This window comes from Terrabacter terrae (assembly GCF_039529575.1).
Classification (GTDB): Bacteria; Actinomycetota; Actinomycetes; order Actinomycetales; family Dermatophilaceae; genus Terrabacter; species Terrabacter terrae.
This window is the reverse complement of the sequence record NZ_BAAANB010000003.1, coordinates 419,104-433,314: the sequence shown is the minus strand read 5'-3', so window position 1 is coordinate 433,314 and position 14,211 is coordinate 419,104. Positions and strand designations below refer to the sequence as shown.

The following is a 14,211-nucleotide window of genomic DNA, read 5'->3' as shown; positions in this document are numbered from 1 at the left end:
ACGGGGCCGCCCGCCGCCCACGTCCCGACAGCCGCACTCCGGCCGGACAGCCGCTCGCCGCCTCCGGCGCGCGCCCGGCTCCGAGGTGTGCGGGTGGCTGACGAGTGGCCCTGCACGGCACCGGTACCTTCGGGTCTGTGCCCCGCCCGCCCTCCAGTCCTGCGCCCACCGCCGGCCGTCCCGGCGCGTCGCTCGGCGGCCACGCGGTCATCTACCTCGTCGGCACCGCCCTGCAGGGTCTGGGCGTGCTCCTCGTGTTGCCCTTCGCAACACGGGTGCTGGGCGCCGCCGAGTTCGGCCGCGTGGCGACGGGACTCGTCCTCGTGCAGATGGTGGGCACCATCGCGGCGGCAGGCCTGCCGCAGGTGGTGCTGCGGGAGCATCACCGCGGCGAAGAGGGACCGCGCGTCGCCCGGGCCCTCGCCGGGACGATGGTCCTGCTCGCCGTCGGACTCGGCGTCGTGGGCCTTGCCCTGGCGCTCGTCCTCTCGGCAACGGGCCACGCCGACCTCGGGCAGTGGGTGCCGCTCGTGGTGGCCGCCGTGGCGCTGACCACCGTGGTCGCGGGCCAGACCCTGATGCGGGCACGCCTGCAGCCGTGGGGCTTCCTGGCCCTCGCCGTCCTCGCGACGGTCGGCGCCCAGCTCGCGGGACTGCTCGCGGCCCGCGGCGAGCCCACCTCGGGGAGGTACCTGACGGCATACGCGGTGGTCCTCGTCGTGGCGGCCGTCGTGTCTCTGGCCGTGGCCCGCCCGCTGCCGCCGACCGTCGAGCGGGAGCGCGTCAGGGCAGGGGTCCGCCTCGCTGCGCCGCTGCTGCCGCAGGCGGCCGCGATGCTCGGCCTGCTCTCCGGCGACGTCCTGCTCGCCCGTGCTCTGGTGGGCGAGGCCGGAGCCGGCACCTACCAGGTCGCCCTCCAGCTCGGGAACATGCCCTTCGTCCTCGCGGTCGCCCTCTTCAACGCGTGGGGCCCGCTCGTGCTGTCGCACCCGCTCGACCGCCGCTGGGCGTGGACGGCCCGGACGGGCACGGCCCTCACGACCGTGGTCGCGGCAGGAGCGGCCGGGGTGGCGCTGCTCGGCCCCTGGCTCGTCGCCGTCATGGCCGACCCCGGTTTCGACCACGTGGCGATGGTGGGGGCCCTCGGCGTCATCTGCACCGTGTCGATCTCGTACATGCTCTACCAGGGCTCCTCGTTGGCCGTCCTCGACGCGGAGCGCACCGGGCGACTCGCCTGGTCCGCGCTGGCGGCGCTGGCCGTCGTCGTCCTCGTCGCGCTGTGGCTCGCGCCCGGAGCGGGTGCCACGGGTGGCGTCGTCGGCATCGCCGTGGCCAAGGCGCTCGGCTACGTCGTGCTCATGGCCCTGACGACCCGCTTCGCCCGGACGCACTCGTCGCTGCGGTGGCCGCGCCGGGTGGCCGTCGTGGCCCTGGGCGGGGCGGCGCTGGCGCTCGCCGGAGCCGTCCTGCCCCTGAGCGGCCCGGGGGCCTGGCTGCGCCTCGCCCTCGCCGCGCTCGTGGCAGCGGGCGCGCTCGTCCTCGCGCCGCGGATCGTGCGGGTGCTGCGCGGATAGGATGAGGCGCTCGTGCGGCCCACCCCGGGCCGGCGGCACCGACACGCAGGAGAGACGCTTTCGTGGTGACACCGCTCGTCCACATGGGCCTGGGCTACGACGACCTGCTCGTCCCTGCGCTGGTGCACGCCGGTTTCGAGACGAAGGACCTGGTCCTGATCGCGCGCACCGACGCCAACCTCACCTGGGTGCGCCGGCACGCCCCGCGCGCCACCGTCGTCCGGCTGCCGTATGCCGCCGCGCGCAAGGCCAACGTCGTCAGTGGCCTCGCGCCCCACGCCGCTCTCAAGCGGGCCTGTGCGGGCGTCGGTCTCGACCCCCTGGACCTGCTCGTGTCGGAGCGGGCCCTGCGGCGCAACCGCGTGGACACCGCGATGAACTTCCTCAACCTCGCCGCCGAGGAGCTCGAGGCCGTCATCGCCGGGAGTGGCCCGGTGCTGGCGCTCGTCGAGTTCACCGTGACCTCCGAGCTGCTGACCGCGGGGCTCGTCACCCACCACGGCGGCCTCGCGACCTGGCCACGCGGCATACGGCTGCCCTCCGACCGCTTCGGGCTCATCGGCGCGCCCAAGGGCATCACGCTGTGGGAGCGGCAGGTCGAGGACCCCTCGGCCGTGGCTGCCGGTCAGGAGTTCATCGACACCTGGCGCGCCGAGCACGGCCGGCCGATGGGCTTCGCCCGCAACCTGCAGGTCGAGACCGGCCAGGAGATCTGGCGGCTCGCGAGCGACCGGATCAGGGAGTTCGCCCTCGACCGCGGTGCCAACCTCCAGCTGCCCAAGCCGTCGGACTACGCCCGCCTGCCGTGGCTCAACCCGGTCAAGGCCCGCCTCAACCTGCGCGAGTACCAGGGCCGGCGCTGGGACCCCGTGCCCGAGAAGTTCGTCTTCCTGCCGCTGCAGGTGCAGCCCGAGTCCAGCGCCGACGTCATGGGCCAGGAGTGGCGCGACCAGGCCTACACCGCCCGCGTCCTCGCCGAGGCGCTCGCGCCCCTCGACATCGGCGTCGCGGTCAAGGAGCACGCGCACTTCATGTGGCGCCGCGACCCCGACTACTGGCCGCAGTTCGACGCGCACCCCAACATCGCCACGATCGACCCGTTCGCCGACTCCCGTGAGCTGATGAAGCAAGCCGTCTTCACCGTCACGGCCACCGGCACGGTCGGCCTCGAGGCCGGGCTGCTCGGGCTGCCCGTCGTCACCGGCGCCGAGATGCCGTGGAGCGGCCTCGGCAACGTTGCCCGCCTCGACTCTCCGGAAGACCTCACCCAGTTCGTCGCGGACCGCGGGTGGGAGTCGCTGGGCGCCGACCAGGCGTCCATCGACGAGTGGTTCGTCCACGACTACGTGCGCAACTCGTGGGAGGGCCTCGTGCTCGACCCGCCGCGGGTGCCTGCGGTCCTCGAGCAGGACAACATCCGCAAGGTCGGCGGCGCCCTCGCCGAGGCGGCTGCCTCCCTCGGTCACCGGTCCGGCGTCACCGCCGGAGACGCAGGGGCGCCACCGTCCGCAGGGGCGCCACCGTCCGCAGCCGCGGGCGCCGGGCGCCCGTCGACCGGGACGGTCTGAGGTGACCGACGAGGTCGGCTGGATCGTCCTCGGCGCCGGCGGCCACGCCCGCTCGGTCGTCGACGTGCTGGAGCGCGCCGGCCAGCCGGTCGTCGCCGTCTCCGGCAGCGCCCCGGAGGGCCAGCCGTGGCACGTCGAGGTGCTGACCGACGACCGGGCAGCCGTGGAGCTCGCGACCGCCCGGGGCCTTCGTCTCGTCGTCGCCATCGGGGCAGGACCGGCCCGTACGCGCCTGGTCCGTGAGCTGCTGGCCCGCGGCCTGTCCGTGCCGCCTGTCGTGGCCACCACCGCCACCGTCTCTGAGCGAAGCGTCCTCGGACCCGGCTGCGTCGTGCTCGAGCACGCCCACGTCGGCCCGGCCAGCCGGCTCGGGGAGGCGGTGCTCGTCAACACCGCGGCCGTCGTCGAGCACGACTGCAGCGTGGGCGTGGGCGCCCACGTCGCCCCCGGCGCCGTCGTCCTCGGCGGCGCGTCGGTCGGTGACGGCGCGCTCGTCGGCAGCGGCGCCCGTGTGCTGCCGCTCGTCACGGTGGGGGCCGGCGTCACCGTCGGTGCCGGCGCCGTGGTGACCGCGCACGTCCCCGACGGCGAGACGGTCGTCGGCGTCCCGGCGAGCGTGCGCCCCCGAGCCGCCCCCGCCCCCCACCTGTCTGGAGATCCCGCATGATCGACCCGCTGAACGCCGTCACCCCGGTCGCGATCGGCCCGGCGCTCGTGCCGACGCCCGGTGACGTCTTCGTGATCGCCGAGGCGGGCGTGAACCACAACGGCGACATCGACCTCGCCCACCGGCTCGTCGACATCGCGGTGGCCTCGGGCGCCGACGCGGTGAAGTTCCAGACCTTCTCGCCCGACAAGCTCGTCTCGTCGGCGGCCGCCACGACGCCCTACCAGCGGGACCGCGGCGGCTCGACCGACCAGCGCAGCCTCCTCGAGGCACTCACCCTGCCCAAGGAGGCCTGGGTCGAGCTGCGCGACCATGCCACGGAGGCCGGCACGACGTTCCTGTCGACCCCCTTCGACCTCGACAGCGCCGAGATGCTCGTCGACCTCGGGCTGCCGGCGCTCAAGGTGAGCTCCGGCGAGCTGACCAACCTGCCCTACCTGCGCGAGATGTCGCGCCTGGGGATCGTCCTGCTCGTCTCGACCGGCATGGGCACCGAGGAGGAGGTCGAGGCCGCGGTCGAGGCCTGCGCCGACGCGCCCGGGCTCGTCCTCTTCCACTGCGTCTCGGCGTACCCCGCCCCCGTGGAGGAGTGCAACCTGCGGGTCATCCCGCGCCTCACCGAGCTGCACGGCATACCCGTGGGGTGGTCGGACCACACGCCGGGGCTGACGACGGCGCTGGGCGCCGTCGCGCTCGGGGCGCCGATCCTCGAGAAGCACTTCACGAGCGACCGCACCCTCCCGGGGCCCGACCACCTGGCCAGCCTCGAGCCGGCCGAGCTCACCGACTACGTCGCGACGACCAAGCAGCTGGCCCGGGCGCTCGGCGACGGCGTCAAGGTGCGGATGCCCTCGGAGGAGGAGAACGCCGTGCTCGTGCGGCGCTCCTGGCACGCCGCCCACGCGCTCGCACCGGGCACCGAGCTGACCGGCGACGACCTGCAGCTGCTGCGTCCCGAGGGCGGCATCAGTCCCGCCGTCGACATCCGCGGGCGCGTCGTCGCCCGCGGCGTCCAGGCCGGCGCGCCCGTCACCGACGCCGACCTCGAGCCCTGAGCCGCGTGGTGTCCGCCCCGCTCACCGTCGCCGCCTTCGTCGGGACCCGCGCCGACCTGGGCCCGCTCTCGCCGGTTTTGGAGGCGCTGCAGTCCGCGGACGACGTGACCCTGCGGGTGCTGACCGGCGTCATGTATGCCGCCGACGACCTCGTCGCGGCCCTGCCCACGAGCGCCCCCGAGGAGGCGTGGCGCGCCGCTGTGGTGCCGCTCGCCGACCCCATGACCGACGTCAGCGTGGACGCGCAGCTGGAGCAGGGCGCCGTCCTGTCACGGGCCACCGGGCTCGCGCTGCGTGAGCACTCGGTGGACGTGCTCGTCGTCCTCGGCGACCGGTGGGAGCTGCTCTACGTCGTTCCTCCGGCCGTGCTCCTCGGGGTGCCGGTCGTGCACCTGCACGGGGGAGAGGTGACCGAGGGGGCGCTCGACGAGCGGGTGCGGCACGCCGTCACCAAGCTGGCCGACCAGCACTGCGTCGCCTCCGAGGACGCAGCCGTGCGGGTGCGGCAGCTGGGGGAGCCGGCCGAACGCATCCACGTGACCGGAGCCCCGGGGCTCGACCGGCTCGCGGGCGCGCGGCCCCTCCCCGACGAGGAGCTGGCGGCGCTGGTGGGCACCGCCGTGGAGCGGCCCCTCGCGCTGTTCACCTACCACCCGCCGACCGCCCAGCCCGATGCTCCGATGGGCGAGTGGGCGCGCGCCGCGGTCGAGGCGGCCCTCGCCACGTGCGGCACCGTCGTCGCCACGCACCCCGGGATGGACGACGGCCGCGACGAGATCCTCGCCGCGCTCACCGCGGTGGCGGCCCGCGAACCGCGCCTGCGCCTCGTCGCGGCCCTCGGGCGTGACTACCCCCGCGTGCTGGCGAGCGCCGACGTCGTCGTCGGCAACTCCAGCTCCGGCGTCATCGAGGCGGCCACCGTGCACGTCCCGGCGGTCGACATCGGCGAGCGACAGCGGGGGCGGCTGCGCGGCGACAACGTCGTGCACGCGGCCGAGGGGCGCCTCCCGGTGGAGACCGCGCTGCGCACGGCCCTGGCGCCCCGCTGGCGGGAGCACTCGGCCCACGTTCCCAACCCCTACGGCACCGGTGGGGCCAGCGCCCGCATCCTCGATATCGTTCGGTCAGCGGCGCTCGCGCCGCGGGTCAAGCCGTTCCGCGACCTGCCGGCGTCGGAGGCGGCGACCGCGACAGCACTGCCGGCCCACGCCGAGCGGATCGACCACGGCGACCGCACCGGTCGCGCTGACCGGGAGGAGGAGGAGGAGTGACGGCTCGAGACCTGCGTGCGGCCTGCGCGCCGACGACGGCCACCATCCGCGAGGCCCTCGAGGTCGTCGACCGCAGCGCCACGCTCGTGTGCCTCCTCGTCGACGACGCCGGGCGGCTCACCGGCCTGCTCACCGACGGGGACCTGCGGAGAGCCGTTCTCAAGGGCTCGAGCCTGGAGGACCCCGCGCTCGAGCACGCCACCCGCTCGCCGCACGTCGTCCCGGCCGGCTCTCCCCGAGCCCTCGTGCTCGACCTCATGCAGGCACTGCGCATCTCCGCGGTGCCGGCGCTCGACGGGACTGGCGTCCTCGTCGGCCTCCACACGCTCTCGGACGTCGTGGGGTCCCCGCCGCTGCCCAACGTCGCCGTCGTCATGGCCGGCGGCCGCGGCACCCGCCTCGGCCACCTGACGAAGGACACCCCCAAGCCGCTGATGACCGTGGCCGGGCGCTCCATCCTCGAGTGGATCGTGCTCGGCCTCGTCGGCAACGGCATCCGCGACATCTACGTCAGCGTCAACTACCTCGCGCACCAGATCGAGGAGCACCTCGGCGACGGGTCCCGGCTGGGCTGCACGGTGCGCTACCTGCGCGAGGCCCCGGACCGGCCGCTCGGCACGGCCGGCTCGCTCACGCTGCTGCGCGAGGAGCGACCCGACCTCGCCGCCCCCGTGCTCGTGATGAACGGCGACCTCATGGTCGAGTTCGACGCGGGCGACCTGCTCGACGCCCACCGGCGCACCGGCGCGGTGCTCACCGTCGCCACCCGCACGTACCAGCACGAGGTCCCCTTCGGGGTCGTGGAGAGCACGGGCGGTCGGGTCACCGGCGTCTCCGAGAAGCCGACCCTGACCTTCGACATCAACGCGGCCGTGTATGCCGTCGAGCCACGCGCGCTCGCCTGGCTGCCGGAGGGCGAGCCGAGCACCATGCCGGGGCTGGTCGAGACGTGCCTCGAGCGCGAGGAGCCGGTCACGGCGTGGCCCATCCAGAGCGAGTGGATCGACGTCGGCACACCGAAGGACCTCGCCCGCGCCAAGGGCCACCCGTGAGCGACCACCAGACGACGACGAGAAGGCAGCTGTGACAACACATCCCGGCCCCACCACCTCCGCCGGCGACCCCCGAGCCGACGGTCTCGGAGCCGAGGCAGGAGCCGACCTCGTTGCCCGCCCGGTCGAGGGCTCGCTCGCGGGCAGGACCGTGCTCGTCACGGGTTCGGACGGCTTCATCGGCTCGCACGTCGTGGAGCGCCTCGTCGCCGAGGGGGCGCAGGTGCGCGCCTTCTGCCTCTACAACTCCAACGGCTCGACCGGCTGGCTCGACGAGTCCGAGACGTTCCGCACGGCGGTGCGCGACGGCCAGGCCGAGGTCGTCCTGGGCGACATCCGGGACCCGGAGCACGTCGCGGCGAGCACCGAGGGCGTCGACGTCGTGCTGCACCTCGCCGCGCTGATCGCGATCCCCTTCTCCTACGTGGCTCCCCGCTCCTACGTCGAGACGAACGTGATCGGCACCCTCAACGTGCTCGAGGCGGTCCGCCGGCACGGCACCCCCCGGATGGTCAACACGTCCACCTCCGAGGTCTACGGCACGCCGGAGGAGGTGCCGATCACCGAGGCGCACCCGCTGCGGGGCCAGTCGCCCTACTCCGCGACGAAGATCTCCGCCGACAAGATGTGCGAGTCGTACGCCCTGTCGTTCGAGACGCCCGTGACCACGCTGCGCCCGTTCAACACCTTCGGTCCGCGCCAGTCCACGCGTGCCGTCATCCCGACGGTGCTCTCGCAGCTGCTCGCCGGCGCCGGCCAGCTCAGGCTGGGCGACGTCTCGCCGAAGCGTGACTTCACCTTCGTCGCGGACACGGCCGACGGCTTCGTGCGCGCGGCCCTCACCGACGTCGCGCCCGGCACGACGATCCAGCTCGGCACCGGGCGCACCGTCTCGGTGGGCGACGTGGTCGAGCTGTGCCGCAAGGTGACCGGGAGCGACGCGGAGATCGTCACCGAGAGCGCCCGCATCCGCCCCGAGGGGTCCGAGGTCCAGATCCTGCTGTCCGACCCGTCGCGGGCCAACGAGGTGCTCGGCTGGGCGCCGACCGTCTCGCTCGAGGACGGGCTCGCTGCGACCGCCGAGTGGCTCCGACCGCGCGTCGACCCCGAGACGGCCGGGCGGTACCACCGGTGACCGCCACCGGCGGCGTTCCAGGAGCCGTCCCGACCGGTGAGGCGCACGCGCCCGGCGCCCGCGGGCCCAAGGGCACCATCCCGCTCGCCGTGCCCAACATCGGCGAGCTGGAGCGCCGCTACGTCCTCGAGGCCGTCGAGTCGGGGTTCGTCTCGTCCGTCGGACCGTTCGTGTCGGAGTTCGAGCGACGGTTCGCGGAGAAGGTGGGCTCGAAGCACGCCATCGCCTGCGCGACCGGCACCGCCGCCATCCACATCGGCCTGATCCTGCTCGGAGTCGGGCGCGGCGACGACGTGGTGTGCTCCGACTTCACCTTCGTCGGCTCGGTCAACCCCATCGCCTACTGCGGCGCCCGTCCCGTCCTCGTCGACGCCGAGACGACCACCTGGAACCTCGACCCCGTGCTGCTCGCTGCCGAGCTCGACCGCCGGGCCGCCGCGGGGGAGGCCCAGCCGAAGGTCGTCGAGATCGTCCACGTGCTCGGCCAGCCCGCCGACATGGAACCGCTCGTGGATGCCTGCGAGCGACACGGCATACCCGTGCTCGAGGACGCCGCGGAGTCGCTCGGTGCCACGTGGACGGCGGGGCGCTACGCCGGCCGGCACACCGGCACGGTCGGGCGCATCGGCTGCTTCTCCTTCAACGGCAACAAGATCGCGACGACCGGCGGCGGCGGGATGATCGTCACCGACGACGACGACCTGGCTGCCCGCGCGCGCCACCTCACGACCCAGGCCAAGGTGCCGGACGTCGGCTACCTCCACGACGAGGTCGGCTACAACTACCGCCTGACCAACCTGGCCGCGGGGCTCGGCCTGGCCCAGCTCGAGCGGCTCGACGAGTTCGTCGCCGCCAAGCACCGCATCGCCACCCGCTACGACGAGGCGTTCGCCGACCTGCCGCTCGTGCTGCCGCCCAGGGTCGACGGTCTGGCCGCCACGTACTGGCTGTACTCGGTCCTGATGCCGGCCGAGGACGGCCGGGGACGGGACGAGTTCCTGGGGCACCTGACCGGCCTCGGCGTCGGCGCCCGCGCCCTCTGGCGACCTCTCCACGCGCAGCCACCGTTCCTCACGGCGCCCGTGCTCGGGGGAGCGGTCGGCGACGGGTTGTTCGGCCGGGGCCTGTCACTGCCGTGCGCGACGGACCTGTCCGAGGCAGACCAGGAGCGCGTGGTCCTCTCGGTCCGTTCCTTCTTCTCGTAGGCGCCTCACTGGGAGCGACATCGCAGGCCCGGGACGCCCACGCCGGACGGCGGACGCGCCGGCGCACGGCGTGGGGCAGGATGTCGGGGTGGAGATCGCCATCGGCCTGCTCGCCATCGCGGCCACCGTCCTGGCCGGGTCGTGGCTCGCCGACCGGTTCGACCTCCCGGCGCCCCTCGTGCTCATCGTCGTCGGGATCCTCGGCTCGTACCTGCCGTTCGTGCCCGAGGTCGCCCTCAGCCCCGACGTCGTGCTGCTCGGCATCCTGCCGCCGCTGCTGTATGCCGCCGCGATCCAGACCTCGCTCGTCGACTTCCGCAACAACAAGGGCGTGATCCTCAGCCTCTCGGTCGGGCTCGTCCTGTTCACCGCCCTCGGCGTGGCGCTCTTCCTGCGGTGGGCGCTCGGCCTCGAGTTCGGCGTCGCGTTCGCCATCGGGGCGGTCGTCGCACCACCCGACGCGGTCGCGGCCACGGCCATCGGGCGACGGATCGGCCTGCCCCGCCGGCTCGTGGCGATCCTCGAGGGCGAGTCGCTCGTCAACGACGCGACCGCCCTCGTCTCCCTGCGCACCGCTCTGGCCGCGGCGGGCCTGGCCTCCGGCGTGGCGTCCGACGGGGTCACCGTCGGCCGGGTCGCGCTCGACTTCCTGTGGGCCTCCGTCGGCGGCATCGCCGTGGGGGTCGCGATCGCGTTCCTCGTCGGCGTGCTGCGCCGGCACTTCTCGACCGAGCCGGCGTTCGACACGATCCTGTCGTTCATGGTGCCCTTCGCGGCGTACGTCCCGGCCGAGGAGCTGCACGCGTCGGGCGTCATCGCCGTCGTGACGGCGGGCCTGGTCCTCGGTCACCGTTCGCCGCGCACCCAGTCGGGTGCCTCGCGCCTCAGCGAGCGGATCAACTGGGGGTCGATCCAGTTCCTCCTCGAGAACGCCGTCTTCCTGCTCATCGGCCTGCAGGTCTTCTACGTCGTCGCCGGGGTGCGCACCTCGCACCTCGCACCGAGCCAGATCGCCCTGGCCGCCGTCGGCACCCTCGTCGCGGTGCTCGTGCTGCGGCCGCTCTGGGTGGTGCCCTTCCGCTTCCTGCGCACGCGGGTGACGCACACGGATCCCGAGGCCCCGTGGTCGCACACCGTCGTGCTCTCCTGGGCGGGCATGCGCGGGGTGGTCACCCTCGCGGCGGCCCTGCTGCTGCCGCCCGACACCCCACAGCGCAACGTGCTCGTGCTCATCGCCGTCGTCGTCACCGTGGGCACGCTGCTCATCCAGGGCACGACGCTGCCGGCGCTGGCGCGGCGCCTCGGCGTCCGGGGGCCGGACCCGCGCGAGGACGCGCTGCAGGCGGCGACGGTGATGCAGGCGGCGACGCGCAGCGGGCTCGACGTCCTGGACCGCATGACCGATGTCGACGAGGCGACCTGCGCGCTGCTGCGCTCGCGCTGCGAGGACCGGCTCAACCAGCTGTGGGAGCGCCTCAGCCCGCGCAGCGGCGACGCGGACGAGACGCCGAGCGCGAAGTACCGCCGGGCGCGCATGCAGATGCTGCAGGCGGAGCGCTCGGAGGTGCTGCGGCTGCGCGACGAGGGCCGGGCCGACCACGCGGTGCTCCGCGTCGTGCTGGGCGCGCTCGACCTCGAGGAGACCATGCTCGACCGGATCGAGGACCAGGAGAGCCGGCTCGCCGAGAGCGAGATGCTTCCCGTGGACACCATCGAGGCGCCGTGCGAGCACCTCCAGCAGTCGGGAGCCTGCACGGAGCCGCACACTCCCAGCGGCTGCGCGGAGTGTCTGCGTGACGGCACGAGCTGGGTGCACCTGCGTCTCTGCCTCGAGTGCGGCCACGTCGGCTGCTGCGACTCCTCGGAGAACAGGCACGCGACGGCCCACTTCCACGAGACCCGGCACCCGGTGATGCGCTCGTTCGAGCCGGGTGAGGTCTGGCGCTGGTGCTACCTCGACGAGGTCGTGGGCTGAGCCGCACGCCGGTGGAGGGGCCGGCGCGTCAGTCGAGGCGCTGGGTGACGGTGTGGCGGTCGCCGTCGTGCACGGCGGTCGTCGACGCGCCCTGCACGAGCGCGAGCATCGGTTGCACGTGACCGCACTCGACGTCGGCGAGGATGGGCAGCCCGAGCATGCCGAGGGCGTCGACGACGGCGGCGTGCTGGGTGAAGCCGTCCGGCTCGGGCGCGTTCGTGCGCGAGACGAGGATGCCGTTGGCGGCGTCGAACCAGCCGCGCAGCCGCATCGCGTGCAGGGCGCGGCAGATGTCGTGGGAGCGCCACTCCGCGATGTCGAGGGCGATGAGCAGACCCTCGGGCGCGTGGTCGCGCGCGAAGGCGCCGATGTCGGCGAACCGGCCGCCGGCCAGGAAGCTGAGGGTCTCCACGCAGCCCGCGACGAGGCGTCCGCCGCAGGTGACGGGCTCGTCCTCGTGCCCGGGGTCGATGCGGCTCCAGGTGCCGCGGCCCTCGAGCGTCATCTGCGCCACGGTCGGGTTCGCGGCGTAGTCGTCCCAGCCGCCGGGGCGGTATCTGCCGGGGGAGCGCTGCGCGAGCTCGCCGCCGGTCTCCGTGCCGGCGACGTCGACCCAGTGGCGTATGCCGTCCGGTACGCCGTACGGGGTGTCCATGAGGTTCTGGCCGTGGACCGTCGCGATGCCGGTGCTGAGGGTCAGCGGCGTGATCCACGTCGAGGTGTCGGAGAAGCCGACGCACCACGTCGGCTCGGCGGCGGCCACGGCATCGAGGTCGAGCAGGTCGAGCAGGTCGATGCAGGTCTCCCCACCCCACGGCGGCACGACGGCCCGGATCGTCGGGTCGAGGAGCATGCCCATCAGCTCCGCCGCCCGGGCCTCACGCGGACCGCTGACGTGGCTGGGCGCGTGGTTGAGCTCGCCGACCTCGACCTCGAAGCCGCGGTCGCGGAGGCAGCCGACGGCATACGCGAACCGGGCCCACAGGGCGTCGGGGACGCCGGAGCTAGGCGACGTCACCCCGATCCGGTCGCCGGGGCGCAGCGGGGCGGGGTAGCGGATCGGCATGGCTGACATCGTGCCAGCCGTGCCGATCCGCTTCGCCCCGTTCTCGCCGGGGTGGGTCTCAGGCCTTGGCGGCGGCGAAGCCCTGCTCGAGGTCGGCGAGGATGTCGTCGATGTGCTCGATGCCGACCGACAGGCGCACGAGACCGGGCGTGACGCCGGCCGCGAGGCGGTCCGCGTCGGGGCCCTGCGAGTGCGTCGTCGAGGCCGGGTGGATGACGAGCGAGCGCACGTCGCCGATGTTGGCGACGTGGCTGTGCAGGGTCAGCGCCTCGACGAACCTCTTACCCGCCTCCAGGCCCCCGGCGATCTCGAAGGAGAGCACCGCGCCGGCGCCCCTAGGCGCGTACTTCTGCGCCGTCGCGTAGGACGGGCTCTCGGGCAGCGACGCCCAGACGACGCGCTCGACCTGCTCGTGGCCCTGCAGGAACGCGGCCACCTTCGCGGCGTTCTCGAGGTGCCGCTCGAGGCGCAGCGACAGGGTCTCGAGGCCCTGGGCGATGAGGAAGGCGTTGAACGGCGCGGCGGACGGGCCCAGGTCGCGCAGCAGCTGGACGCGCGCCTTGAGGATGTAGGCGAGGTTGGCCCCGAGGGGGCTGCCGACGCCGAGGTCCCGCGCGAAGACGAGACCGTGGTAGCTCTCCTCGGGGGTGTTGTAGTTGGGGAACCTCTCCGGGTCCTTGGCGTAGTCGAACCGGCCCGCGTCGACGATGACCCCGGCGATCGACGTGCCGTGGCCACCGAGGTACTTCGTGGCGGAGTGCACGACGACGTCGGCTCCCCACTCGATGGGCCGGATGACGAAGGGCGTCGCGATGGTGTTGTCGACGACGAGCGGAACGCCGTTCTCGTGGGCGAGCGCGGCGACCGCCTCGATGTCGAGCACCTCGGCCTTGGGGTTGGCGATGGTCTCGCCGAAGAAGGCCTTGGTGTTGGGACGCACGGCCGCGCGCCAGGAGTCGACGGACGTCGGGTCCTCGACGAAGCTCACGTCGATGCCGAGCTTGCGGAAGGTGAACTTCAGCAGGTTGACGGTGCCGCCGTAGAGACTGGGCGAAGCCACGATGTGGTCGCCGGCCTCGGCGATGTTGAGCAGCGCCAGGGTCGTGGCCGACTGTCCCGACGCGACGAGCAGGGCGCCGACGCCGCCCTCGAGCGCGGCGATGCGCTGCTCGACGACGTCGTTCGTCGGGTTCATGATCCGCGTGTAGATGTTGCCGAACTCCTTGAGCCCGAACAGGTTTGCGGCATGGTCCGTGTCGTCGAAGACGTAGCTCGTCGTCTGGTAGATCGGCAGCGCGCGCGCTCCGGTGCTGCCGTCGGCGGACTGTCCGGCGTGGATCTGCTTGGTCTCGAAGGACCAGTTGGGCTCGGTCATCTGTGGCTGCTCTTCCTCGGTCGTGTCGGTGACCGGGACTGCACGTTCGGCAGCCGGCGCACCGACGGGTCGGTGCGGGAGAGGTCCGTCGAGAGGCTCTCTCCGCGCTTGCCCGCGCGCCGGGAGGCGTCGACGGGCCAGGTCCTCACCCGGGGCACCCCACCGCGGTAGGAGGGTTGCCGGCCAGCGAGCCGGGGCTTGTCGCTGGCGCTCATGACCTAGCGGCGAGTGTACGTACGCCCCGTCACCCCACGTGAACCGGTGTCCT

The 14,211-nt window shown here is 73.7% G+C and carries 11 protein-coding genes and 1 riboswitch; of the genes, 9 read left to right on the top strand and 2 right to left on the bottom strand.

Features of this window, described 5'->3' with window-relative positions; all coding sequences use genetic code 11:
• Nucleotides 1–137: 137 nt before the first annotated feature.
• The 9 genes from ABD194_RS07390 to ABD194_RS07350 all read left to right on the top strand — a co-directional run bounded on the left by ABD194_RS07390 (nt 138) and on the right by ABD194_RS07350 (nt 11,502).
• Nucleotides 138–1,574 carry a lipopolysaccharide biosynthesis protein gene (locus ABD194_RS07390; protein ID WP_343989539.1) on the top strand — a complete coding sequence of 479 codons (1,437 nt, stop codon included), beginning with the start codon at nt 138–140 and terminating at the stop codon, nt 1,572–1,574.
• Nucleotides 1,575–1,636: 62 nt separating this feature from the next.
• On the top strand, nt 1,637–3,142 hold the full coding sequence (locus tag ABD194_RS07385; protein WP_343989537.1) for a hypothetical protein: 1,506 nt from the start codon (nt 1,637–1,639) through the stop codon (nt 3,140–3,142).
• A gap of 1 nt (nt 3,143) precedes the next feature.
• Nucleotides 3,144–3,809, top strand: a complete 666-nt coding sequence (locus ABD194_RS07380; RefSeq protein WP_343989535.1) for an acetyltransferase — start codon at nt 3,144–3,146, stop codon at nt 3,807–3,809.
• On the top strand, nt 3,806–4,864 hold the full coding sequence (locus tag ABD194_RS07375; protein ID WP_343989533.1) for an N-acetylneuraminate synthase family protein: 1,059 nt from the start codon (nt 3,806–3,808) through the stop codon (nt 4,862–4,864). The genes ABD194_RS07380 and ABD194_RS07375 overlap by 4 nt, the downstream gene beginning before the upstream one ends.
• Before the next feature lie 5 nt (nt 4,865–4,869).
• On the top strand, nt 4,870–6,135 hold the full coding sequence (gene neuC, locus ABD194_RS07370) for a UDP-N-acetylglucosamine 2-epimerase (RefSeq protein WP_343989531.1): 1,266 nt from the start codon (nt 4,870–4,872) through the stop codon (nt 6,133–6,135).
• Nucleotides 6,132–7,187, top strand: a complete 1,056-nt coding sequence (locus ABD194_RS07365) for a nucleotidyltransferase family protein (RefSeq protein ID WP_343989529.1) — start codon at nt 6,132–6,134, stop codon at nt 7,185–7,187. Before neuC ends, ABD194_RS07365 begins: the two co-directional genes overlap by 4 nt.
• 31 nt (nt 7,188–7,218) lie before the next feature.
• Nucleotides 7,219–8,322, top strand: coding sequence for an SDR family NAD(P)-dependent oxidoreductase (locus tag ABD194_RS07360; protein ID WP_343989527.1), 1,104 nt, complete (start codon nt 7,219–7,221; stop codon nt 8,320–8,322).
• Nucleotides 8,319–9,527 (top strand): aminotransferase class I/II-fold pyridoxal phosphate-dependent enzyme, encoded by a 1,209-nt coding sequence (locus ABD194_RS07355; protein ID WP_343989526.1) that lies wholly within the window; start codon nt 8,319–8,321, stop codon nt 9,525–9,527. The genes ABD194_RS07360 and ABD194_RS07355 overlap by 4 nt, the downstream gene beginning before the upstream one ends.
• An 88-nt stretch (nt 9,528–9,615) precedes the next feature.
• A complete protein-coding gene (locus ABD194_RS07350) occupies nt 9,616–11,502 on the top strand; it encodes a Na+/H+ antiporter (protein ID WP_343989524.1) in 1,887 nt (628 codons plus the stop codon).
• Between the two features lie 28 nt (nt 11,503–11,530).
• Here the strand turns inward: ABD194_RS07350 and ABD194_RS07345 are convergent, their stop codons facing one another.
• Nucleotides 11,531–12,568: an LD-carboxypeptidase gene (locus ABD194_RS07345; protein ID WP_343989522.1), complete on the bottom strand. Its 1,038-nt coding sequence runs from the start codon at nt 12,566–12,568 to the stop codon at nt 11,531–11,533.
• A gap of 58 nt (nt 12,569–12,626) precedes the next feature.
• The gene (locus ABD194_RS07340; protein ID WP_343989661.1) at nt 12,627–14,084 is read right to left on the bottom strand and encodes a bifunctional o-acetylhomoserine/o-acetylserine sulfhydrylase; all 1,458 of its coding nucleotides are present in this window, start codon (nt 14,082–14,084) and stop codon (nt 12,627–12,629) included.
• Nucleotides 14,043–14,162: riboswitch (SAM riboswitch) on the bottom strand. It overlaps the preceding gene by 42 nt.
• Between the last annotated feature and the right edge of the window lie 49 nt (nt 14,163–14,211).

Excerpts from the sequence above, each read along its gene's own strand:
- ABD194_RS07345 (WP_343989522.1), bottom strand. The coding sequence starts at position 12,568 with ATGCCGATCCGCTACCCCGCCCCGCTGCGCCCCGGCGACCGGATCGGG.
- ABD194_RS07375 (WP_343989533.1), top strand. The coding sequence starts at position 3,806 with ATGATCGACCCGCTGAACGCCGTCACCCCGGTCGCGATCGGCCCGGCG.